This window comes from Streptomyces sp. NPDC055013, from assembly GCF_053608645.1.
On sequence record NZ_JBSGVW010000026.1, the window covers coordinates 72942 to 95637 of the forward strand.

17 protein-coding genes and 3 pseudogenes are annotated in these 22696 nt (G+C 71.2%); 12 read left to right on the forward strand and 8 right to left on the reverse strand.

What is annotated here, in order from left to right; translation table 11 throughout:
* Nucleotides 1-69: 69 nt before the first annotated feature.
* The 4 genes from ACWGDB_RS28030 to ACWGDB_RS28045 all read left to right on the forward strand — a co-directional run bounded on the left by ACWGDB_RS28030 (nt 70) and on the right by ACWGDB_RS28045 (nt 5604).
* Nucleotides 70-1422, forward strand: a complete 1353-nt coding sequence (locus tag ACWGDB_RS28030; RefSeq protein WP_453824962.1) for an MFS transporter — start codon at nt 70-72, stop codon at nt 1420-1422.
* A gap of 13 nt (nt 1423-1435) precedes the next feature.
* A complete protein-coding gene (gene asnB / locus ACWGDB_RS28035) occupies nt 1436-3262 on the forward strand; it encodes an asparagine synthase (glutamine-hydrolyzing) (RefSeq protein WP_453824963.1) in 1827 nt (608 codons plus the stop codon).
* Nucleotides 3263-3274: 12 nt separating this feature from the next.
* Entirely contained in the window at nt 3275-4537 is a 1263-nt protein-coding gene (locus tag ACWGDB_RS28040; RefSeq protein ID WP_453824964.1) for a cytochrome P450 family protein, read from the forward strand.
* 95 nt (nt 4538-4632) lie between these two features.
* Nucleotides 4633-5604, forward strand: coding sequence for an L-tyrosine/L-tryptophan isonitrile synthase family protein (locus ACWGDB_RS28045; protein ID WP_453824965.1), 972 nt, complete (start codon nt 4633-4635; stop codon nt 5602-5604).
* On the opposite strand, the gene ACWGDB_RS28050 is transcribed toward ACWGDB_RS28045, so the two are convergent.
* From ACWGDB_RS28050 to ACWGDB_RS28060, 3 genes are read right to left on the reverse strand one after another with little or no spacing between them, the layout of a single operon-like run.
* A complete protein-coding gene (locus ACWGDB_RS28050; RefSeq protein WP_453824966.1) occupies nt 5574-6572 on the reverse strand; it encodes an ABC transporter substrate-binding protein in 999 nt (332 codons plus the stop codon). The genes ACWGDB_RS28045 and ACWGDB_RS28050 overlap by 31 nt on opposite strands.
* Nucleotides 6573-6578: 6 nt before the next feature.
* Nucleotides 6579-7364 (reverse strand): ABC transporter ATP-binding protein, encoded by a 786-nt coding sequence (locus ACWGDB_RS28055; protein ID WP_453824967.1) that lies wholly within the window; start codon nt 7362-7364, stop codon nt 6579-6581.
* A 2-nt stretch (nt 7365-7366) separates the two neighbouring features.
* Nucleotides 7367-8395, reverse strand: coding sequence for a FecCD family ABC transporter permease (locus tag ACWGDB_RS28060; RefSeq protein ID WP_453825005.1), 1029 nt, complete (start codon nt 8393-8395; stop codon nt 7367-7369).
* 395 nt (nt 8396-8790) lie between these two features.
* On the opposite strand from ACWGDB_RS28060, the gene ACWGDB_RS28065 reads away from it, so the two are divergent.
* The 7 genes from ACWGDB_RS28065 (at nt 8791) to tgmB (ending at nt 16356) form a co-directional block, all read left to right on the forward strand.
* Nucleotides 8791-9516 carry an ankyrin repeat domain-containing protein gene (locus tag ACWGDB_RS28065; RefSeq protein ID WP_453824968.1) on the forward strand — a complete coding sequence of 242 codons (726 nt, stop codon included), beginning with the start codon at nt 8791-8793 and terminating at the stop codon, nt 9514-9516.
* Nucleotides 9517-9724: 208 nt separating this feature from the next.
* Nucleotides 9725-11122: an FAD-binding oxidoreductase gene (locus ACWGDB_RS28070; protein WP_453824969.1), complete on the forward strand. Its 1398-nt coding sequence runs from the start codon at nt 9725-9727 to the stop codon at nt 11120-11122.
* A 681-nt stretch (nt 11123-11803) separates the two neighbouring features.
* Entirely contained in the window at nt 11804-13282 is a 1479-nt protein-coding gene (locus tag ACWGDB_RS28075) for an MFS transporter (protein ID WP_453825006.1), read from the forward strand.
* Between the two features lie 58 nt (nt 13283-13340).
* Entirely contained in the window at nt 13341-14534 is a 1194-nt protein-coding gene (locus ACWGDB_RS28080; RefSeq protein WP_453824970.1) for an esterase-like activity of phytase family protein, read from the forward strand.
* 96 nt (nt 14535-14630) lie between these two features.
* On the forward strand, nt 14631-15059 hold the full coding sequence (locus tag ACWGDB_RS28085; RefSeq protein WP_453824971.1) for a hypothetical protein: 429 nt from the start codon (nt 14631-14633) through the stop codon (nt 15057-15059).
* 135 nt (nt 15060-15194) lie between these two features.
* Nucleotides 15195-15386: a putative ATP-grasp-modified RiPP gene (gene tgmA, locus ACWGDB_RS28090; protein ID WP_328883330.1), complete on the forward strand. Its 192-nt coding sequence runs from the start codon at nt 15195-15197 to the stop codon at nt 15384-15386.
* Between the two features lie 13 nt (nt 15387-15399).
* Nucleotides 15400-16356 carry an ATP-grasp ribosomal peptide maturase gene (gene tgmB / locus ACWGDB_RS28095; protein ID WP_453824972.1) on the forward strand — a complete coding sequence of 319 codons (957 nt, stop codon included), beginning with the start codon at nt 15400-15402 and terminating at the stop codon, nt 16354-16356.
* Between the two features lie 70 nt (nt 16357-16426).
* Here the strand turns inward: tgmB and ACWGDB_RS28100 are convergent.
* Nucleotides 16427-17043, reverse strand: a pseudogene (locus ACWGDB_RS28100) (sugar phosphate isomerase/epimerase family protein); the annotation flags it as partial.
* Here ACWGDB_RS28100 and ACWGDB_RS28105 point away from each other — a divergent pair.
* Nucleotides 17038-17211, forward strand: a pseudogene (locus tag ACWGDB_RS28105) (LacI family DNA-binding transcriptional regulator); the annotation flags it as partial. The pseudogenes ACWGDB_RS28100 and ACWGDB_RS28105 sit on opposite strands and share 6 nt — an antisense overlap.
* 18 nt (nt 17212-17229) lie before the next feature.
* Here the strand turns inward: ACWGDB_RS28105 and ACWGDB_RS28110 are convergent.
* The 4 genes and pseudogenes from ACWGDB_RS28110 to ACWGDB_RS28125 form a co-directional block, all read right to left on the reverse strand.
* On the reverse strand, nt 17230-18684 hold the full coding sequence (locus ACWGDB_RS28110) for an NlpC/P60 family protein (RefSeq protein ID WP_453824973.1): 1455 nt from the start codon (nt 18682-18684) through the stop codon (nt 17230-17232).
* A 410-nt stretch (nt 18685-19094) separates the two neighbouring features.
* A complete protein-coding gene (locus ACWGDB_RS28115; protein WP_453824974.1) occupies nt 19095-20153 on the reverse strand; it encodes an NAD-dependent epimerase/dehydratase family protein in 1059 nt (352 codons plus the stop codon).
* 70 nt (nt 20154-20223) lie between these two features.
* Nucleotides 20224-21483: a glucarate dehydratase family protein gene (locus ACWGDB_RS28120; RefSeq protein WP_453824975.1), complete on the reverse strand. Its 1260-nt coding sequence runs from the start codon at nt 21481-21483 to the stop codon at nt 20224-20226.
* Nucleotides 21480-22387 (reverse strand): annotated as a pseudogene (locus ACWGDB_RS28125) (5-dehydro-4-deoxyglucarate dehydratase). Before ACWGDB_RS28125 ends, ACWGDB_RS28120 begins: the two are co-directional and overlap by 4 nt.
* Nucleotides 22388-22696 lie beyond the last annotated feature (309 nt).

The window sequence follows — 22696 nt, forward strand, 5'->3', positions numbered from 1 at the left end:
GCCGGGCGCTCCCGACCTCTGGAACGAGGCTGCTGACCGCAGTCGACCGTGAGGGGGAGGGGCGCGAGAGTGAAGGACCGCTGGGTTCTCGTGGCCGTGGCGGGCGCGCTGTCGTTCGTGGCGATGCTCGACATGAACATCGTCAACGTGGCGCTGGCCGACATCGCCGAGGGCCTGCACGTCCCGGCAGCCACGGCACAGTGGGCGGCGCTGGGCTACCAACTCCCGGTCGTCGCCCTGCTGTTGCCGGCCGGCCGGTGGCTGGACGGCGCGGGCACGCGGCCCGCGCTGCTGGCGGCCACCGTCGGGTTCGCGCTGTGCAGCGCCCTGGCCGCGCTGTCTCCCTGGGCGGCCTGGCTGATCGCGGCACGGATCGGCCAGGGCGCCTGCGGAGCGGTGCTGTTCGTGCTGATGCCGGTCCTGGCGATCCGTGCCGTACGGCCCGAAGCGCGCGCCCGTGCCATGAGCGTGCCCGCGACCCTCGGCCCGCTCGGCGCCGTGACCGGCCCTGCGGTGGGCGGGCTGCTGCTGGACCACCTGGGCTGGCGCTGGGTCTTCCTGGTGAAGATCCCGTTCTGTCTGCTGGCGTTGATCGTGGCTTGGAAGGCGATGCCGAAGGACGGGGTACTGCGCGTACCCGATCGGCGGGCGCTGGCCGACGCGCTCGCGGTGGCCGGTGGGTTGGCCGCGCTGCTGCTCGCCCTGACACTGGGGTCCGAGAAGCCGATGTGGTTCCTGCTCGCGGCCATCGCCGTACCGCCACTGTGGTGGTGGCTGCGCGGGCCGGGCGGTCGTCCGGTGACGGGCGTCCTGCGGGCGGCGGGGCTGTTCCGGGCGCACGGCGCCGTGCTGGCGCTGGCAGCCGGGTTCGCCGCCATGCACTACGTCGTCGCCCTGCACCTCCAGCGGGACGACGGCGTCAGCGCCACCGCCACCGGACTGACCGTGCTCGCCTTCCCGCTCGGCATGGCGCTGGCCGGGCCGCTGGGCGGACGTCTCGCCGACCGGTACGGCCTGCGACGGATGGCGGTCACCGGTGCCTGTCTCACCGCGGCCGGGCTCCTCCTGCTGATCCCGCTCGGCGACGGCTGGTCCCCGCCCGACGTGGCCTGGCGGCTGGCGCTGGCCGGCGTCGGCATGGGCCTCAGCGGCGGCCCGACCCAGGCCCTGGTCATGGGCGCCGCCCCGGCGGAGCGCACCGCGACCGTCGGCTCCACGGTGCAGGTCGCCCGCAGCCTCGGCTTCACCCTCGGCCCCGCCCTGGCCACCGTCGCCTGGGCCCTCGCCGGCTCCGCCGACGGGGCGCGGGCCGGGCTGGCCCTCGCCGCCGTGGCCGCCTGTCTCGCCGTACCCCTCCTCTCCCTCCCCGGCCGACGGGACGCCGCCGTGCCCGGGCGCACCACCGACACCGTCTCGACCTGATCCAGGAGTCCCCATGTGCGGAATCACCGGCTGGGCGTCCTTTCACCAGGACGTCCGCAGCCAGGCCCCGGTCATCGAGGCCATGACCGCCGAGCTCACCCGGCGCGGCCCCGACGCCGGGGGCGTATGGCTGGGCGAGCGTGCCGCGATCGGCCACCGCCGCCTGGCGGTCATCGACCTCGAAGGCGGCGTACAGCCGATGACCGACCGGCCGAACGAGCCGACGACCGTGCTGAGTTACAGCGGCGAGATCTACAACCACCACGCCCTGCGCGCCGAACTCCGAGGCCGCGGACATGTGTTCCGCACCCGCAGCGACACCGAGGTCGTGCTGCGCGCCTACGCCGAGTGGGGCGAGGCCGTGGCCGGCCACCTGGACGGCATGTTCGCGTTCGCCGTCTGGGACGAGCGCGCCGAGCGGCTGCTCCTCGTCCGCGACCGGCTCGGCGTGAAACCGCTGTACTGGGCGGCCGTCGACGGAGGCCTGGCCTTCGCCTCCGAGCCCAAGGCGCTCTTCCGGCACCCCGAGATACGGCCCCGGGTGGACGCGGACGGGCTGCGGGAGGCGTACAGCCTCCTGTTCAACACCGGGCCGACGGTGTGGTCCGGCGTGCGGGAGGTCGAGCCGGGCGGGCTGCTGGTCCTGGACCGGGACGGCATCCGTGAACGCCGCTACTGGCAGCTGGAGGCCGGTGCCCACGAGGACGACCAGGACGTCACCGTGGACCGGATCAGCAGCCTCGTCGGAGCCGCCGCCCGCAGCCAGTTGGAGGCCGACGTCCCGCTGTGCAGCCTGCTCTCCGGCGGCATCGACTCCACCGTGCTCACCGCCCTGCTCGCCGACGAACTCCGCCTGCGAGAGGGACCCGACGCCCGCATCCGCTCCTACGCCGTCGACTACAGCGACCAGGCCGAGCAGTTCACCGGCGACGTCCTGCGCACCGGCCACGACACCCCGTACGCCACCGAGGCCGGCGCGTTCATCGGCACCGACCACAGCACGGTCGTACTCGACCCGCGTGCGCTGCTCGACCCCGAGCACCGCAAGGCCGTGGTCGCCGCCCGCGACTCGCCGATCGGCGTCGGCGACATGGACACCTCGCTGTACCTGCTGTTCGGGGAGATCCGGCGGCACTCCACCGTCGCCCTGTCCGGCGAGGCCGCCGACGAGGTCTTCGGCGGCTACCCCTGGTTCCACAACCCCAAGGCGCTCGCCGCCGCCACCTTCCCCTGGCTGCTGGTCACCGGCGACGAGGCCGCCATGCCGCTCAATCCCGAACTCGGCCTGCGCATCGGCGAGTTCCGCGACGACACCTATCGCGACGCCCTGGCCGCCGTCCAGCACCTCGACGGCGAAACCCCCGCCGAACACCGGCAACGCGAGATGCAGCACCTGTCCCTGACCCGCTGGCTGCGCCAACTCCTGCACCGCAAGGACCGGTTGAGCATGGCCCAGGGACTGGAGGTCCGAGTGCCCTACTGCGACCACCGGCTCGTCCAGTACGCCTTCGACGCGCCCTGGGCGCTGAAGAGCTTCGACGGCCGGGAGAAGAGCCTGCTGCGCGCCGCCGGAGCGGGGCTGGCGCCCGACTCGGTGCTGCAGCGACCCAAGAACCACTACCCGGCCACGCACCACCCCGACTACAACCGCGGACTGCAGGACCTGGCCCGCGACGCCCTGTCCGTGGAGCAGGTCCGGGCGCTGGCCGACGAGACCCGCCTCAAGCCCTGTCTCGACGCGCCGCCCGAGCACCTGGAGTGGGGCCACCGCCTGCGCCTCGAACGCGTCGTCGACCTCGCCCTGTGGCTGGACCACCACCAGCCCGAACTCGCCCTCTGAGGAGCCTCATCCATGACCAACCAGGAGCCGTTTGCGGCCGTGGACACGCAGCCGCTCGCCGACCCGGTCCCGCTGACGGGGTGCCCGTACAAGGCCAACCCCTATCCGTTGTACGAGCGGATGCGCGAGGCCGGGCCGGTCCACCGGGTCCTCTTCCCCAGCGGCGTACAGGCCTGGCTCGTCACCGGATACGACGCCGCGCACGCCGCGCTGAACGACGACCGGCTCGGCAAGAACCACGACCGGGGCAACGACCGCTGGCGGGCCCGCGCCTCGATCATGCCCGAGCCGCAGCACTCGCAGCTCCAGGTCCACCTCCTCCACCAGGACCCGCCGAAGCACACGCACATGCGGCGCTTCGTGACGGACGCCTTCACACCGCGCCGGATCGAGCAACTGCGGCCCCGGTTTCAGGAGTTGGCCGACGCGCTCGTTGACGCACTCCCGGAGGCCGGGCCCGCCGACCTCGTGGCCGGCTTCGCCGCCCACTTCCCCTTCCGGGTCCTCGCCGAAGTCATCGGCCTGCCGGGAAAGCTGGCCGCGCGCTTCGACCGCGACTGGGGCAAGGTCGTCCAGCCGGTGGGGCCGACGGACCCGGGGCGCCCGCAATACGAAGCCCGGCTGAAGGGGCTGCAGAGCTACATCGCCGAGGTCGTCACCCACAAGCGGGAACATCCGGACGACGACCTGCTCAGCCGCCTCGTCGTGGCCCGCGACCAGCAAGAACTGTCCCAGGAAGAGCTGGACTCGATGATCTTCCAGCTACTCGTCGCCGGACAGGAACCGGTCACGAACCAGATCACCACGGCCCTGATCGCCCTGTTCCGCCACCCCGACCAGCTCGCCCGGCTGCGCGACGACTCCGCGCTCATGCCTCGCGCGGTCGAGGAACTCCTGCGCCACGACAGCGCCTTCGAGCTGACCACCTGGCGCTTCTTCGACCAGGACAGCGACCTGCACGGCACTGGGATCCCGGCCGGCGACTCCGTGATCGTCTCCCTGTGCGCGGCCAACCGCGATCCGCGCCGCTTCGACGACCCCGACGCACTCGACCTGGACCGCTCACCCAACCCCCACCTCGCCTTCGGCCACGGCATCCACTTCTGCCCCGGCGCCGCCCTCGCCCGCGCCGAACTCCAGATCGCCCTGGGCACCCTGCTCCGACGCCTGCCCGGCCTGCACCTCGCCATCGGCGACGAGGACATCGAATGGACCCCGGCCGTCCTGGGTCGCGGCACCAGCCGCCTGCCGGTCGGCTACGACCGACGGCTGTGAAGCCGAACTCCGGCTGAGCCGAGCCCACCCACCGACAGCGCCTCACTCGCCGAGGCGCAATGCCGCCATGCCCGCACGCCCCCCGGAGGAACGACATGCCGCTGATGACCGCTCCGGACACAGCGCCCACGACCATCGGCGCCGCGATCCTGAACCTGCTCCTGCCGCACCACCGCACGACCGACCCGAACCGCGTCTCGGCCGAGGCCTTCCCGCATCAACTGCACCGCATCACCGACTTCGTGCGGGAGGGCGCCCCCATCGTCCTCACCCTGCCCGGCTTCCCGTGCAAGTCGCCCAACCCCGCCAAGACCCTGGGCCACCTCCCGGACATGGGCGAGCGGCTCTCCCTCACCTTCCTCGACTCGCTGTGCGGCGAGATCGAGAAGATCCACCCGCCCGGCGCCCGTGTCGTCATCTGCTCCGACGGCCATGTCTTCGGCGACCTGATCCGCGTGCCCGATGACCGGATCGACGCGTACTCCGACGAACTGAGCGCGCTCATCGGCCAGTTGAACCTGACACGCCTGTCCGTCTTCGACCTGCGCGACGTCCTCGGCGACCTCCCCCACGACGCCAAGCGCGCCCACGTCCACGACCGCTACGCCCCCACCCTGGAGGCCCTGCGCGCCGAGGTCCGCGCCGACGCCCCCACCCTCGCGCTCTACCGCGGCATCACCCGTTTCCTCGTCGACGACACCGCCGACTTCACCGGCACCCGGTCCGCTCTCCAGCGGGAGTGCCGGCGGCGGGCGTACGGCGTCATCCAGCGCAGCCGGGCCTGGGGAGAGCTGATCGCCGAGCACCACGCGCACGCCGTACGCCTGTCGATCCACCCCCAGCCGGTCGGCGCCCCCAAGTTCGGCATCCGCCTCCTCGACGCCCCGGACGCCTGGACCACCCCCTGGCACTCCGCCGCGCTGCGCGAGCGCGACGGCACCTGGACCCTCATGCCGCGGGCCCGTGCCCAGCGGCTCGGCCGCCTGGTCCACCGCGACGGGAGACCGAGCCACTTCGAAGGGTCACGGGACGACGGTCAGCGCTCCTCGGCCACCTTGCGCAGATAGGTGCCGAGCCGGTCGATGGCCGACGGATTGCGGGGGCTCTCGACCAGGTCGACGTAGTCGAGGACGAAGATCCTCTTGTGCTTGACGGCGGAGACGTCGCGCAGCGGCGCGTAGGACAGCAGGAACTTCTTCTTCTGCTCGGCGCTGACGTCTCCGTAGTCGCAGATCACGATGACGTCCGGGTCGCGTTCCACTACGGTCTCCCAGCCCACGGTGGTCCAGGAGTCCTCGAGGTCGTGCATGACGTTGACGCCGCCGGCCTCGCTGATGATCTGCTCCGGGGCGGCGTAGCGGCCGGAGGTGAACGGCTGGTCCTGCCCGCTGTCGTACAGGAAGACCTTCGGCCGGTCGGCGGGCTCGGGTGCCTTCGCCCGCACGCCGGCGATCCGCTTCTTGAAGTCGGCGATCAGCGTGGCGGCCCGCTTCTCGACGCCGAACAGCTTCCCGAGGTTGGTCAGGTCGGCGTACAGGGCCTCCAGGGGCGGCATGATGCCGCGCGCGGTCTCCGTACGGCCGTTGTGGCAGGACTCCGTGAGGACGTACGACGGGATGCCGAGCTTCTTCAGGGCGTCGGGGGTGAAGCCGCCGTCCTCACGGAAGCCGTAGTTCCAGCCGGCGAAGACGAGGTCGGCGCGGGCGTCGACGACGTTCTCCTTGGTGAGCTGGTCCTTGGAGAGCCACTTGACCTTGTCGTAGCCGTCCTTCCACGGCACGGAGCTCAGATCGCCCTTGTCGTCGGGCATGGCGAACCCGGCCATGCGGTCCTCCAGGCCGAGGGCGAACATCAGCTCGGTGATGCCGACGTCGTTGGTGACGACACGCTCGGGGACCTTGTCGAAGGTGACCTTGCGGCCGCAGTTGGTGAGAGTGACGGCGGTGGACTTCGCGTCCGTGGACGACTCGACGTTCGCACCGCAGCCGGTGGCGGCGGCCGCGAGGCAGAGGGTCGCGGCGAGCAACTTGCGCATGGGGTCCTAACTGGGATTCACAGGGTCACTTGACGGCTGGAGGAGATCGAAAAGGAGCTGCAGCGCGCCCGTCTCCGGGTGCCGCACCTGATGGGCGCGCACCCCGAACACGTCGGCGAGCAGGGCAGGCCGGAGCACGTCGTGCGGAGGCCCGCAGGCCACGATCCGGCCGCCGTCGACGACGTAGAGGACGTCGCAGTGCGCGGCGGCCAGGTTGAGGTCGTGCAGCGCGGCGAGGACGGTGAGGCCGCTACCGCGCACCAGTGCCAGGACGTCCAACTGGTGGGCGATGTCCAGGTGGTTGGTGGGTTCGTCGAGGACCAGCACCCGGGGCTGCTGGGCGAGTGCCCGGGCGATCAGGACGCGCTGCTTCTCGCCGCCGGACAGGGTGAGGAACCCCCGGTCGGCGAGATGCGTCACGCCCGTGCGGGTCATGGCCTCGTCGCACGTGTCGCGGTCCTGCGCGGCCGTGCGGTTCCGGTGCGGCAGGCGTCCCATCGCCACCACTTCGGCGACGGTGAAGTCGAACTCGGCGGACGACTCCTGCGGCAACGCCGCCAGTTCCCGGGCGGTGGCCCGCGGATCCATGGCGTGCAGGTCGGCCCCGTCGAGGCGGACGACTCCCCGGGCCGGGCGCAACGCCCGGTACACGCAGCGCAGCAGTGTCGACTTGCCGCTGCCGTTGGGGCCGACGAGCCCGACGAACGCACCGCTGTCCGCGGCGAGCCGGACGTCCTCGACGATCCTGGCCCCGGCCGCCTCGACCGTCAGGTCCTCGATGTCGAGCCGCATCGTCACCGGCCTCCGAATGCGTAGCCGCCCCGCCGCATCAGCAGCAGGAAGGCGGGGACTCCGACCATCGCGGTGATCACGCCGACGGGCAGTTCGGCGGGGGCGAGCAGCAGCCGTGACAGCAGGTCCGCCCACACCAGCAGCACGGCTCCGGCGAGCGGCGCCACGGCCAGCACCCGCCGGTGATCGGCGCCGACCAGCATCCGTACGACATGCGGCACCATCAGCCCGACGAATCCGATGGCGCCGCTGACCGCGACCACCGTGCCGGTCACGGCCGCGGTGACGAGGAACAGCTCCCTGCGCAGCCGCCCCGGCCGGACGCCCAGCGCGGCGGACGTCTCGTCCCCCATCGCCAGGGCGTTGAGCGCCTCGGCCCGCAGGCGCAGCCACGCCCATCCCGCCGCCACGGTCACCGCGGCCAGCGGCACCTGGGCCCAGGTCGCGCCGCCGAGGCTACCCAGCAGCCACATCATCGCCGAGCGGGCCGCCTCGCCGCGGGCCGCGCCGAACACCATGACGGTGGTGACGGCTTCGAAGCCGTACGCCAGTGCCGTCCCGGTCAGGATCAGCCGCAGCGGGGTGAGCCCGTGCGGCGACCGGGCCACTGCGTACACCAGCGCCATCGCCGCGAGCGCCGACGCGAAGGCGGACAGGGACAGCGCCCAGACCCCGAGCCCCGCGAACGCGCCGAGCAGGATCACGGCGTTGGCGCCCACCGCGGCGCCGGAGGAGATGCCCAGCACGAACGGGTCGGCGAGCGCGTTGCGCACCATCGCCTGCACGGCCACGCCGACGGCCGCGAGCCCGGCCCCGACGACCGCGCCGAGCACGACCCGCGGCAGCCGGATCTCCCAGACGATCGTGTACGCGGCGACGTCCTGGCCGGCGATCGTCCCGCCGGTCAGCCCGGCCCCGAGCAGTCGCAGGACCTCGCCCCATCCGATCCCGGCGGCTCCGAGCCCCACGCCGCACAGGAGCGAGACGAGCAGGAGCAGGGTCAGGCCGGGGACGAGGGACACCACGGACAGCCGTGACGGACCGGATCTCGGTATCGGTGTCGGTGTCCGGAGCGGACTTCGGTGCACGTGCGGGCGGTCCTTCGCCTGGGGGCCGCCTGTGAACGTCGAGCAGGAGGCAGCCCGTGCGACCGTGCCGGCCGCGCGGTCCCCTCTCGCAGTCCGCGGCGAGCAGTCAACGGGTCGCACCCACCACGGGCAATCGGGCTCACGCGACGGACCGCACAGGTCCCCACGCACACCGTTGCGGGTCAGCGCCGGACTCCCACCGGACTTCCCCCGCGGGAGGCCCGGGGAGCGTAACAGAGGGGTGCTCGGGGGCTGCGGGGCAGGGGCCGCCGTGCGCTGCCGCCGGAGGTGTTGTCAGTGGGCCGTGTTATGCAGGTGGGGACCAGGGAGGTGACCCGATGTTGATCGATACGACCGCTCCGCTGGCCCGTGCCTGCGTCGAAGCGATCCGGACCGGCGACGTGGCGGCGTTGCGGGACCTGCTCACCGCGCATCCGGGACTGGCGACGGCGCGAGTGGGCAACATGAAGAGCACGCGGACCCTGCTGCACGTGGCAACCGACTGGCCCGGCCACGTGCCCAACGGTCCCGGCACGGTGACGGCGCTGGTAGAGGCGGGGGCGGACGTCAACGCCCGGTTCACCGGCGCACACCGCGAGACCCCGCTGCACTGGGCGGCCAGCAGCGACGACGTGCCCGTCCTCGACACCCTCCTCGACCTGGGCGCGGACATAGAGGCGGACGGCGGGGTGATCGGTGACGGTACGCCGCTGGCGGACGCGGTGGCCTTCGGGCAGTGGCAGAGCGCACGGCGGCTGGTCGCACGCGGCGCCCGGGCCAACCTGTGGCAGGCCGCCGCCCTCGGCGAAGCCGACCGGGTGGCCGCGTGCTTCACGTCCGAGTCCGAGCCGCCCGCCGCGCAGGACATCACCGCCGCCTTGTGGTGCGCCTGTCATGGTGGGCAGCAGGAGATGGCCGACTACCTGCTGCGACGCGGCGGTGACGTCAACTGGATCGGCTACGACCGGCTGACCGCGCTGGACGCCGCCGAGCGCTCGGGCCACGCCACGCTGGCCGGGTGGCTCCGCGATCAAGGGGCGAGGTCCGCCGAGGAGTTGGTCTGACACCGGGCGGACGAGGAAACCTACCGCTGCCGCCGACGTGCGGCCGTCCATGGCTGGGTGAAGACTGAGATGTGGCGGGGCCGGTGCGCTCTGCCGACATCTGCACGAGGTGCGAACGGACCCGCGCACCACGCCCCCGCTGCCCGCCCGGACGTCGAGCGCCGTCATCCGTCCGCGGCTCACCGTAGCCACACAGAGGGGTCCGGTCATGGGCGGCATCAACGGAACGGCACTCGAAGGTCTACGTGAGGCGGTGCGGGGGCCCGTCATCACGGAGCAGGACCCGGGCTACGACGCGGCCCGCAGCATCTACAACGCCATGATCGACCGGCGCCCCGCGGCGTTCGCGCAGTGCGTGGACGCGGCGGACGTGCGGGCCGTGCTCTCCTTCGCCCGGGAGACCGGAGTCGAGCTCGCGGTGAAGGGCGGCGGCCACAGCGGACCGGGGCTGTGCCTGGTCGACGACGCGCTCGTCCTCGACCTGTCGACCATGCGCGGGGTGCGCGTCGACCCCGCCGCGATGACCGCACAGGTCGCCGGCGGCGCGCAGCTGGGCGACCTGGACCATGCCGCCCACACCTTCGGCCTGGGCGTGCCGGCCGGCATCATCTCGATGACGGGCGTGGGCGGGCTCACCCTCGGCGGCGGCCATGGCTACCTGACCCGCAAGTACGGCCTGACCATCGACAGCCTCCAGTCCGCCGATGTCGTCCTCGCCGACGGAACGTTCGTCACCGCCTCGGAGGAGGAGCACCCGGACCTGTTCTGGGCGCTGCGGGGCGGCGGCGGGAACTTCGGCGTCGTCACGTCGTTCAATTTCCGGCTGCACCCGGTGGACACGGTCGGGGTCGCGGTGACGGTGTGGCCGGTCGATCGCACACCCGAAGTGCTGCGCTGGTACCGCGAGTTCATGCCCGCGGCGCCGCAGGACCTGTACGGCTTCTTCAGCGTCTTCGTCATCCCGCCCGGGCCGCCGTTCCCCGAGCCGATCCACGGGCAGAAGATGTGCGGCGTCGTCTGGTGCTACACCGGTGACCTGCAGGGCGACCGCCTGGAGCAGGCACTGACCGCGGTGAACGAACCGGCGCCGCCCGCCTTCCACTTCACCACGCCCATGCCCTACCCCGGCCTGCAGGGCATGTTCGACGAGCTGATCCCCAAGGGCTACCAGTGGTACTGGCGCGGCGACTTCTTCGACTCGATCTCCGACGCCGCGATCGAAGTGCACCACAAGTACGGCGAGAACATCCCGACCGAGCTGTCGCTGATGCACCTGTACCCCGTGGACGCGGCGGCCCACCAGGTCGGCCCCGACGACACGGCCTGGGCCTACCGGGACGCCGTCTGGTCCGGAGTGATCGCCGGCATCGACCCGGACCCCGCCAACGCCGACCTGATCCGGCAGTGGAGCGTCGACTACTGGACCGACCTGCACCCGCACTCCATGGGTGGCTCCTACGTCAACTTCATCGGCGAGGCCGAGAGCACGGACCGCGTCCGGGCCACCTACCGCGGCCACTTCGACCGCCTTGCCGCGACCAAGCACACCTACGACCCGGACAACTTCTTCCGCGCCAACCAGAACATCCCGCCGACGGGTGGCTGACGTCCGCCGCACCCGTCGTGCACCCGCGCGGGAGAGCTGGGACAGGGACCCGAGCCTTGTCGGCTACTGCACGGCAGTGCGCCGTTGCGAGGAGTGCCGGAGGGTGGCAGGACGATGGAATCCCAGGTGGGACCGACGACCTGATCACCTTGGTCGGGCAGGGCAGGGCAGGGCAGCGGCACGAGTGTGGGGCGGACCTGTCCGCGCAGTTCTCCCGGCCGCTGCCTCTGCCGCTGATGGTGGCCACCCATCTGCTCGGCTTCCCCGGTTCCCAGGGCGACGACGCCCTCATGGACATGTGGCGGATCCTCGACGCGGGCCCGGACGCGGAGCCCGCCCTGGAGCGGCTGCGGTTCTCCCCTCTGGACCTCGCCCTGCCGGCCGACCAACCGACTTGGCGCTCCTCACCGTTCATGCGCGCCCTGCACTCGCCGCTCGTAGCTGTGCCGCTGTCGGACGGGCCTGATCCGCGGCGCCCGCCGACCTGCGGATGCCGTGGTGCCCCGGAGCGGCCCCGTGATCGACTGGAGGCCCGTCCGGCAGCGGCGTACGGTCGAATGGTGGCGGGAACCAGCCACCGAACCCCCGCCACGGCGCGATGCCATGAGCAACCCCGAGCCGACACCCGAAGCACGGACCACCCCGCAGGAGACGGAGCGGGGCGAGGGCCGTGGCAGCGGTATGGCGCTGCTGGTCATCGCCTCGTGCCAGCTGATGGTGGTGCTCGACATCACCATCGTGAACATCGCCCTGCCGGAGATCCAGCGCTCGCTCGACTTCTCCACGACGAGCCTGTCCTGGGTGGTCAACGCCTACACCCTCACCTTCGGTGGGCTGCTCCTGCTCGGCGGCAGGATGGGCGACATCCTCGGCAGACGGCGCGTGTTCGTCTTCGGAGTGCTGCTCTTCGTCCTCGCCTCGCTGCTCGGCGGACTGTCCCAGAACTCCTGGCAACTCCTCGCCGCCCGCGCCCTGCAGGGTGTCGGCGGCGCCATCGCGTCCCCGACCTCCCTCGCCCTGATCAGCACCACCTTCCGTGAAGGGCCCGAACGCAACAGGGCGTTCGGTGTCTTCGCCGCGGTCTCGGCGGGCGGCGGCGCGATCGGGCTGCTGGCAGGCGGCATGCTGGTCGAGTGGCTCAACTGGCGCTGGGTGCTGTTCGTCAACGTGCCCATCGGGCTGCTGATCGTGCTCGCCACCCCGCGCTGGATCCGGGAGTCCGAACGCCACGCCGGGCACTTCGACATCGCCGGCGCGCTGACCTCCACCATCGGCATGGTGCTGCTGGTGTACGGGTTCATCCGGGCCGCGCAGGACGGCTGGCGGGACGCGTTCACCCTGGCCGCGTTCGGGGCGGCCGTCGTCTTCCTGCTGTTGTTCGTGCTGGTCGAGCAGCGCTCCAGACAGCCCATCACCCCGCTGCACATGTTCGCCGACCGCAACCGGGCGGGCACGTACGGCATGATGCTGAGCCTGGCCGCCGCGATCTTCGGCATGTTCTTCTTCCTCACGCTCTTCGTGCAGGACGTGCTGAACTTCAGCCCGCTCGAGGCCGGACTGGCCTTCCTGCCGGTGAGTGCGGTCATCGCGGTGGGCGCGGGGATCGCCTCGCAGCTCCTGCCGAAGTACGGTCCCAAGCCGTTCATGGTGACGGGCGCGATCCTGGCCGCCGCGGGCCTGGGCTGGCTGACCCTGACCGACGTCCACTCCACCTACGCGGGCAGCATTCTCGGCCCGATGCTCGTCTTCAGTCTCGGCATGGGCATGGAGTTCGTGTCCCTGACCCTGATGGCGCTGTCCAACGTGACCACCCAGGAGACGGGTGCCGCCTCCGGACTCCTCAACGCCACCCAGCAGGTCGGCGGCTCCCTCGGACTGTCCATCCTGGTCACGACGTTCGGTACGGCCAGCAACAACGAGGCCGAGAAGCAGATCCCCGCGTTCCTGTCCCAGGCGACCCCGTTGGAGCGGCTGCGCTTCGAACGCACCGGTCAGCTGCCGTCGCAGTACGCCGACGAGATCCTGACCTCGGGGGTCTCGGCCGCCTTCATCGTGGCCGCGATCTTCACGGCCATCGCCGCGGTGATCGCCCTCCTAGTCATCCAGGTCCGCCCCTCCGACCTGGAGCGGCTCCAGGGCGGTGGGATGCCGACGCCCTGAACCGGCAGGACGTCTGTCGTTGGCACATCCGTCACCCGATGCACTTACCGTGCGCGCCATGAGAAGAACTTCGATCATGGTCAGTGCCGCGGCGCTGACCGTCTCCCTCGCAGCTCCCGCCGTCGCCGATCCGGGCGGACGGGACTTCGGCCGGGCCACACTGACCGGCTTCGCGTCACTGCCGGCCGAGACGTTCGTGCCGGGCAGCGAGCCGTCCGGCTCGGCGATCGGGGCCGGCCCCTTCAACGGGATCGCGGCGCCGTTCGCACACCAGCCGGTGCAGGGATTCAGCGGTGTCGTGAACCGGCGTGACGGCACCTTCGACGCGCTCTCGGACAACGGGTACGGCAACAAGGCCAACAGCGCCGACTTCCTTCTCCGCGTCCACCGCATCAAGCCGGACACGCGGACCGGGAAGGTCAAGGTGCTCGGCGGGTTCAACCTGAGCGACCCCGACCGCAACGTGCCGTTCGCGCTCACGCGGGCCGACCGGGTGCTCACCGGCGCCGACTTCGACGTCGAGTCGATCGTGCGGATGCCGGACGGGACGTACTGGATGGGCGACGAGTTCGGCCCCTGGCTGCTGCACTTCTCCGCCCGTGGCCGCCTCCTGGAGGCCCCCGTCGCGCTCGACGGGGTGAAGGCGCCGGAGAACCCCTACCTGAACGGCGCCCAGCCGAACATAGCGAGCAGCAAGGGCTTCGAGGGCATGATCCGCTCCGTGGACGGCCGGCGCCTCTACCCGCTCCTCGAAGGCACGGTTACCGGCGACACGCCTGGCGACCTGCGTTTCAGCGAGTTCGACCTGCGTAAGCGCGGCTACACCGGCAAGAGGTTCGTCTACCGCCTGGAGTCGACCGCGAACGCCATCGGCGACGCCATCGCCGTGGACCGGCACCGCTTCCTGGTCATCGAGCGCGACGGGGGACAGGGCGACACCGCCCGGTTCAAGCGCATCTACCTGGCCGACACCCGTGACCGGGACGGCGACGGCCTGATGGACAAGACCCTCGTCGCCGACCTGCTGGACATCGCCGACCCCAAGGGGCTCGGCGGCTTCGGGAAGACCTTCCGCTTCCCGTTCCAGACGATCGAGGACGTGAACCTCGTCGACGACCGCACACTGGCGGTCCTCAACGACAACAACTTCCCCTTCTCGTCCGGCCGTACGGCGGGCAGGGCCGACGACAACGAGTTCATCACCATCCGCCTCTCGGCCCCGCTCCACGCGGACGGGCGCGCCTTCCGCTGACGGCTGCACCGCCGCCGGCCGGTCGAGCGGGGGACCGGTCCGGCCGCGGGCGCTCTGCCAGGGCGTGCCGGAGTTGCCGGCTCCTATGATCGGCCCGTGGACACAGCCGATCGCGACGCCCAGCGTCTGCCCATCGCCCAGTGGAGTGCCGCGAAGCGGCTCAGGAAACTGGCGTACGAACTGTTCCTGGAGCACCAACCCGACATCACCTGGCGGGAGTTCGCGAGGTACGGCGCCATTCCGGGGACGCAGGTCCTGGCTGTGACGCTCACTCTCGAGGACGGCCGCGAGATGTTGTGCAGCCTGGTGGTGGGGATGTCGCCGGAGGCGTTCTCCGTCGAGTCGGACATCGGCGTCGACGATCCGGACGCCGAGAACGGCTACCGCTACCTGCTGGAGATCCCGGAGTCCCTCGCCGACTCGCTCGACGAGTTCATCCCGCTGATCGACCACCAGCTGGATCAACTCGTCGAGGCGGCACCGCGGTTGCTGCGCGAACTGCGGGCGCGGACGCCGAAGGCCTGACGGGTCGAGAAGCCTTTGGGTTTCCTGTGAAGGGTGTGATTACGTTCACGCCGATGTGGCGGAAAGTGATGAATTCCTTACGCAAGCCGCGCGTAAGTGACGGTAATTCAAAACAACACGCCATGGAGGTTTAAAGTGCAACCGTTCACCCTCAAGTACGCCTTTCCGAAGGGGATCTCCCTCGCGGTGACGCCGTATCACTTCGACCCGGCGCGGCAGCTGAACGTGCTGCCCGACGGACGCCCGGCCGTCAGCGACCCGGACCTCCTGCTCGCGGTCGGCACGACGACGTCGACCGCGGGCTCCGCGACCCACTTCGACGACTGACGACCGTGCGAGCATGACCGTACTGATCCTGACGTCCGAGGAGGACGTGACCGCCGACATGGTGGTGGCCAGGCTGCACGCGACGGGGACGCCCGTGATGCGACTGGACCCCGCCGACCTGCCGGGCAAGGCCGTGCTGTCCGCCGACTACGCCCACGGCGACTTCGACGGCCACCTGTCCGTCAACGGACATGTGCTCAGCATGGGGGGCCTGCGCTCCATTTGGGTGCGCAGGCCCGGCGAACCGGCCGCACACGCCGCCCACCCGTCGGAATGGCTGACCGCCGAGACCCGGCAGGCGCTGTACGGGATGCTCCACTCCGCCACCGCACGATGGATGAACCATCCGCGCAACGCCGACCAGGCCCGCCTGAAACCCTGGCAGTTGAGGGTCGCCCACCTCAGCGGCTTCGCCGTGCCGCCGACGGTGTTCACCACGTCACCCCGGCTGGCCCGGGAGTTCGCCGAGGAGTACCGGGACGTGGTGGTGAAGTCCGCCTCGGGACCGCCGCCCGGTAACCCCGCGCTGACCCTGCCCACCACCCTCGTCGGTCCCGACGCGGACTTCACCACCGTGGCGGCCGGTCCCGCGCTGCTCCAGCGGTACGTCTCCAAGCGGGCCGACATCCGGCTGACCGCCGTCGGCAGCCGGATGTTCGCCGCGCGGAAGATCGCCGAACCCGGCCAGATCGACGGACGGTACGGCGACACCGGGCACGCCTGGGAGCCGGTCCCGGTCCCCGACCGCATCGGCAAGGCGGTGCACGAGTACGTCACCCTCGCCGGACTGGCGTACGCGGCCTTCGACTTCGCCGAGGACGAGGACGGCATCTGGTGGTTCCTGGAGTGCAACCAGAGCGGCCAGTTCGGCTTCGTCGAGCTGGAGACCGGGCAGCCGATCGCGGAGGAGGTGGCCCTGTGGCTGGCGCAGCGCGGGCCGGACCGCAGGGCGTCCGAAGGCCGTGGGTGAATCGGGCGCCGGCCGTCGAGGGGGCGGCCGGCGCCACGGAGGGGGCGGGCCCCGCGACGCCCGTCCACTCCTACTTCCCCAACTCCTTGCGGATGCGGTCCAGCATGAACGCCGACGACTCCTCGGCCTGCTCCTCCCACGCGAAGACACAGGCCGTGGCCACGCCGTCGAAGTTCGGTTCGCGCAGCGTGCCGAAGAAGGCGTCCCAGTCGACCTCGCCCTGACCGATGTCCAGGTGCTGGTGGATACGGGCGGGAGTGCCGGGCGGGTTGAGGATGTAGCGCAGACCGGACGAACCCTTGTGGTTGAAGGAGTCCGCGATGTGCACGTGCCGGAACTTGTCGCCGGCGTAGCGCATCATCGCCGCGATGTCGGCGCCGGCCTCCGAGTGCCCGCAGAGGTGGAAGGAGTGCGGGGCGCAGTACAGGTAGTTCACCCACGGCTCGTTGATCGCGCGCACCAGGTCGACGGCAGGGATGTTCTCCTCGGAGAAGTCGTCCGGGTGCGCGGGAGCAGCTCCTCCAGCGAGCGCCAGAAGGCCGCCTCGCTCTCCGCGGCCTGCTCGGGACGGCCGTTGAACTCCGAGTTCATGAGCGGACATTCGAGCTCCACGGTGATCTCGATCATCCGCTTCCAGTAGCGGACGGCGGCCTGCCGCTCGGTCTCGTCGGGCGAGGACCACTGATGCCGATCGGTCTGACGACGGTCCGTCAGGACGCGGTGCTGATGGCCGGGTACGCGGTGCGGTTCGCCGTGGAGCGTCTGGAGAAGCCGGATCTGGAGCCGCGCGAGGCCGTGTTGGATCCCAAGCTCGTGGTGCGGGGCAGGAGCGGGCCGGCCCCGCGCGTCCCGTAACGGCGGCCGACAGGCGGCTCAGGCGGGCCGGATCACGCTGTGGATCGCCGACTCTCCTGCGTAGTAGATCGACTCCTCGCGTATGGAGGTTCCCGGGCCGGGGGCGTGGATCATCGTGCCGGTTCCGGAGCAGATGCCGACGTGGCCTGCATGGAACAGGATCAGGTCACCGGGCTCGGCGTAGGTGACGGCGATGCCACGGCCGGCGGTCGCCTGTTCCGGTGCGGTGCGGGGGAGGGCGATGCCCGCGGCCTTCCAGGCGGCCTGGGTGAGGCCTGCTCCGTCGTAGGCCTCCGGGCCCGTCGTGCCCCAGACACAGGGCTTGCCTATCTGGGCGCGGGCGAAGTCCAGGGCGCGCAGGGCCCGGGTGTCCTGCGGGCCCGTTGACGTGAGGGCGGCGCTCGTGTCGAGGGACGGGTTCGTGTCGAGCACCGGATTCGTCTCGAGTACCGGGTCGGCAGCAGCAGCGGTTGCCGCACTCGTGGTTGCGGTCGGGCCCGTGGCGATGGCCTGGTTCGCGATGACCGCCGGGAGCGGGTCGGTGAGCGGATCCGGTGTGCCGGTCCAGGGCGTCGGCGCGGCCCAGGCCGTCGTGCCGGCCGGGACCGTGGTGAGGTCGGCCGGCCCCTGCGCCCGCAGTGCCTGCCACTGTGCGTCGGCCGACGGCTGGACCTGGGGCGGCGTGCCACCCCAGGTGTCGGTTACCGGCGCCGCCTCGATCGCCGCGAGCGGCGCGCTCTGCCGCGCGCTGTACGCGGACAGCAAGGCGCGTGCCTGGTCGAGCTTGCGCTGGTTCTGCTCCTTGGTCGTGCGCAGCGCGGACCGCTCCTGCGGCTCGGCCGTGGGTTCGGCGGCCGGGACGGGCAGGGCGAGGGCGCTCCCGGCGGTCGTCTGCTGATGTGCCTCCGAAGCGGCGGGAAGTGCGGCAACGGGCCCGGCGGTCAGCTCGGCCACGGCAGCCGTCCGGGTGGCCGTACCGGACGTCAGCTCGGTGACCGGCGCGGCGGGCAGCTCCAGGGCGCTGCGGCCCGACGGCTCCCGCGCCTGATCGGGGCCGTTCGCCGGGCGCTGGGACCGCGTCCCGGCGGGGCCCTCGGGAATCCGGTCGGTCGGCAGCAGTGCCGGAACGATCGGACCCACCTTCGCCCGGGCGGCGTCGAACCACTGTCGCGCGACGCTGTCGAGCGCGGGGTCGCTGCGCCTGCTCTCGCCGTCACGGGGGACGGCGGCGGGGGCGGCCCGGCGTGCGGTGTCCGTCGGCCGGTCGGTGCGCGCCCCCGCCCCCGTCGCCGCCGCGCGGGTGGCGTTGAAGGTCCCCGTGTCCGACTCGGCCTGGTCGTAGAGGGAGCTGACCCGCCGGCTGACCTCCTCGCGGCTCGGCGCCTCGTCCGCGGCAGAAGGAGCAGCGTTGGCCGTCTGGGCGAGCAGCGCCACAGAGGTCAGGGCTGCCGACGCGAGTGCGGAATTGCGCATGCCAGGGAGGCTCAGAGCCCCCGGACGCGCGGTGCGTTCCGGCGCCATGGGTGACGTACTCCTTCCGTACTCCGCCTACCGGGTTAGCGGTGGGGGTCCCGCCCAGGCCGTTCAGGCACTGGGGGAGGGTTCGGGCGGTCGTCTCCGGAAGGTGTGCCCTACGGCCCACGCCCCGAAGGGCGGTTGGGCCGATTCACCCCATTTTCGGTTGGGTCCCCGGCTCCAGTGGACCCTTGCGGGCACGCACCGGACTCGGCGGAGGCCGCGCGTCCCGGCGGGGTTCGCCGGAGGTCGTCGTGCGGTCCGATGCGTAACCTAACCAACTTGTGAGCCCCGCGTGAAGATTGACATGTGAAATGTCCGATACGTTTTTGTGACCTTCGACGCTCTGCGTGAGAAAGAGACCGGATTCACTTCGCGGCGCGCTGATTTCGCCACGCTTCGTAATGATCGAGGACCGTCTGCTCGATCGGACGGTAGGTGATGCCCAGCTCGTTCACGCTGCGGCTGTTGTCCACCTGGAACCGGATGCCGAGGTGCTTGCGGATGTAGTCCTGGCTCAGCCCGAACGCCGGGCCCAGGACGCGAACCGGCCAGTGCGGCAGCGCGGTGCGCGGGAGGCGCAGGTCGCGGGGGTGGCGGGCCCGGATCATGCGGGACATCTCCTGGAAGGACGTCATGGTCCGGGCGGCGAGGATGTAGCGGCCCTTCGCGTCCGGGTTCCGGGCCGCCGCGATGTGCGCGTCGGCCACCTCGCGCACGTCCACCGTGGTGAAGCTGAAGTCGGGTGCGCCGTAGAAGAAGTAACCCTTGAACAGCTCCTCCAGCAGGAAGAGGCTGCCGGACTCGGAGGTGGGGGTGAGGGAGGGGCCCAGGATCAGGCCGGGGTTGACCGACACCATCCGCCAGCGGCCCTGGGCTGCCTCCGCGTCCCACGCCGCGCGTTCGGCGACCGTCTTCGCGTAGTGGTACGGGTTGTTCTCCACCGTGCTGGTGGTGTTGAAGTGGCGCTCCGACAGCACCGCGTCGTCCATGGCCGGTACGTCGGCGTAGTCGCCGAAGATCGCACCCACGGTCGAGGTGAGGACGAGTCTTTCGACTGTGGGTGTCCGCTCGACGGCCGCCAGTACATTGCGGGTGCCGAGCAGGGCCGGGTCGACGACGTCCCTGCGGCCGTCCTTGATCTTCTCCGGCATGAGGAACGGCGACGCCACATGGAACACCACCGCGCATCCGGTCATCGCCTCGTCGAAGGAGCCCTCGGCCAACAGGTCCGCCTCGAACAGGTGGAGGTGGCCCGGATGTGCCTCCTGCATCTCCAGCAGGGGACGTACCTTCGCCGTGGCGGCCGTGCTGCGTACCGTGGCGTGGACCCGATACCCGCGCTCCAGCAGCCGTTTGACCAGATGACTGCCGACGAACCCGCTGCCTCCGGTGACCAACACGGCCGTCGACCTGTCTGCGCCCACCGTCACTCCTCCTCCCGCGCGGAAGCCGGTCGATCACGCTAGCGGCGTTCGCACGGGAGTGAGCACTACTTCACCAACGGGGCAGCCGGCTCTCGTACTCCGGCCGGATCCGTCTCATGTAGCCGGTGTCGTCGCGGGAGCGCATCCCGGAATCCACGTAAAGCCGGTGCAGCCGGTCCAGGGCGTCGTGGTCGAGGTCGACGCCGAGACCCGGGCCGGTGGGGACCGCGACCGCGCCGTCGCGCAGCTCCAGAGCGCCGGGCACGATCACGTCGTCGGCCGAGTTCCACGGGTAGTGCGTGTCGCAGGAGTGGTCGAGGTTGGGGATGGCCGCCGCCACGTGGGTCATCGCGGCGAGGCTGATGCCCAGGTGCGAGTTGGAGTGCATCGACAGGGCGATGCCGAACACCTCGCAGACCGCGGCCAGTTCACGGGTGCGACGCAGTCCGCCCCAGTAGTGGTGGTCGGTGAGGAGCACCTGGATCGCGTGCTGCTCGATCGCCGGCCTCAGATGCTCCCAGGCGATCACGCACATGTTGGTGGCGAGAGGGAGCGGCGAGTCCTTCGCCACCTCCGCCATGCCGGCGATGGTCGCGGCGGGATCCTCCAGGTACTCCAGTACGCCGTCCAGTTCACGGGCGACGTGCCGTGAAGTCTCCACTGTCCAGGCCGTGTTGGGGTCCAGCCGCAACGGCTGTCCGGGGAAGGCCTCGGCCAGGGCCTTCATCGCCGCGATCTCCTCGTCGGGTGGGAACACCCCGCCCTTGAGCTTGAACGAGCTGAAGCCGTAACGCTGCTGCATCAGCCGCGCCTGCTCGACGATGCCGGCGGGATCCAGCGCCTCGCCCCAGTCGTCGCCGACCGCCGGGCGGCCGTCGAGAGCCGGGTGCTCGGCCCACTTGTAGAAGAGGTAGGCCGCGAAGGGCACGGCGTCGCGGACCTTGCCGCCGAGCAGGTCGCTGACCGGGCGGCCGAGGAGCCTGCCCTGCGCGTCGAGGCAGGCGACCTCCACCGCCGAGGTGGTCCAGCCGCGCTCGTGTGAGCTGGGCACGGTCGGCAGCAGGGCGGCGTCGATCGCGACCGTGACGGCAGTCGTGTCGAAGACGTCCATGCCGACGACGGCGTTCGCCGCCGCCTGAAGCCGCTCGAGGCGGGCGACGCCACCCGGGGACTCGCCGAGGCCCACCGTGCCGTCCTCCAGGACGAGTTGGAGGACGACGCGCAGGGCGAGCGGCTCGTGGACGCCGTTGGAGTTGAGCAGGGGCGGATCGCGGAAGGCGATCGGGGTGACGATCAGCTCGCGGATCCGGGTGCCGACGCCGGTGCTCATGCGCGGACCGCCTCCAGGCCGAGGTCGATGAGTTTCGCGAGCCGGGCGAGATGCTCCGGCGCCGGGTCGAGCAGCGGCGCCCGGACGCCGCCGACGTCCGGGCCCCGGAGGTTCACTCCGGCCTTGACGAGCGCAACGGCATATCCCGGGACCTCGTCGCGGAGTTCGACGAGGGGGCCGTAGAACTCGTCGAGGAGCGTGGTGACCAACTCCCGGTCGTCGCGCGCCAGGGCCTGGTGGAAGGCCAGTGCGATCTCCGGAGCGAAGGCGAACACGGCCGAGGAGTACAGCTCGACGCCGATGCCGCGGTAGGCGGGCGCGGTCATCTCCGCCGTGGGCAGGCCGTTGAAGAACTGGAAGTCCGCGCCGCCGGGCAGGGCGCGTACGGCCCGGACGATGCGGTGCATGCGCTCGATGTCGCCGATGCCGTCCTTGAGGCCGACGACCTGCGGCAGGGCGGCGATCTCGGCCGCCGTCTCCGCGGTGACGCGGGCGGTGCCGCGCTGGTAGAAGATCACCGGCAGTCCGGTCGCCCCGATGACCTCCTCGACGTAGCGCACCAGGCCTCGTTGCGGCGCCGTCACCAGGTAGGGGGGCAGCAACAGGATGCCGTCGGCGCCGGCGCGTTCGATACGGGCGGCCTGGTCGCGCGCCACCGGGAGCGGGCCCCCGCCGCGGCCAGGACGGGGACACGTCCGGCGGTCGTCTGCACGGCGACCCGCGTGGCCTGTTCGATCTCATCCGGCGTCAGCGCATGGAACTCGCCGGTGCCGCAGGCGACGAACACACCGCCCGCGCCCGCGGTGACCCCGGACTCGATGTGCTGGGCGAGCCGTTCCTCGTCCAGCGATCCGTCCGCGCCGAACGGCGTGACCGGAAAGAACAGCACTCCTTGGAACTTCATGTCTCCCTCGAAGGTGGGGTCGGCTCGGCTGGTTCATCCTGTGCGTTCGCATGTATGAACACATTTCACACATCTAAATGCTCGGTTCAGCTAAGAATCGTTTCCGTCGCATGTCAAGACATGGCTGGCGGATTTCACCCGGCCCCGCGGGGTGGGTGATGGATCGAGTTCGCGTCACCCCCGGAAAACCGGCCAAGACGTGTTGTGTGCGACTCGGGGAGGTCGTACGTGCGTGCGACCAGTCGAACGGGCTCGGTGAACGGATTCCGGCCCGACGGGAGCCCTCAGGGCGCTTCGCGGCGACACCGC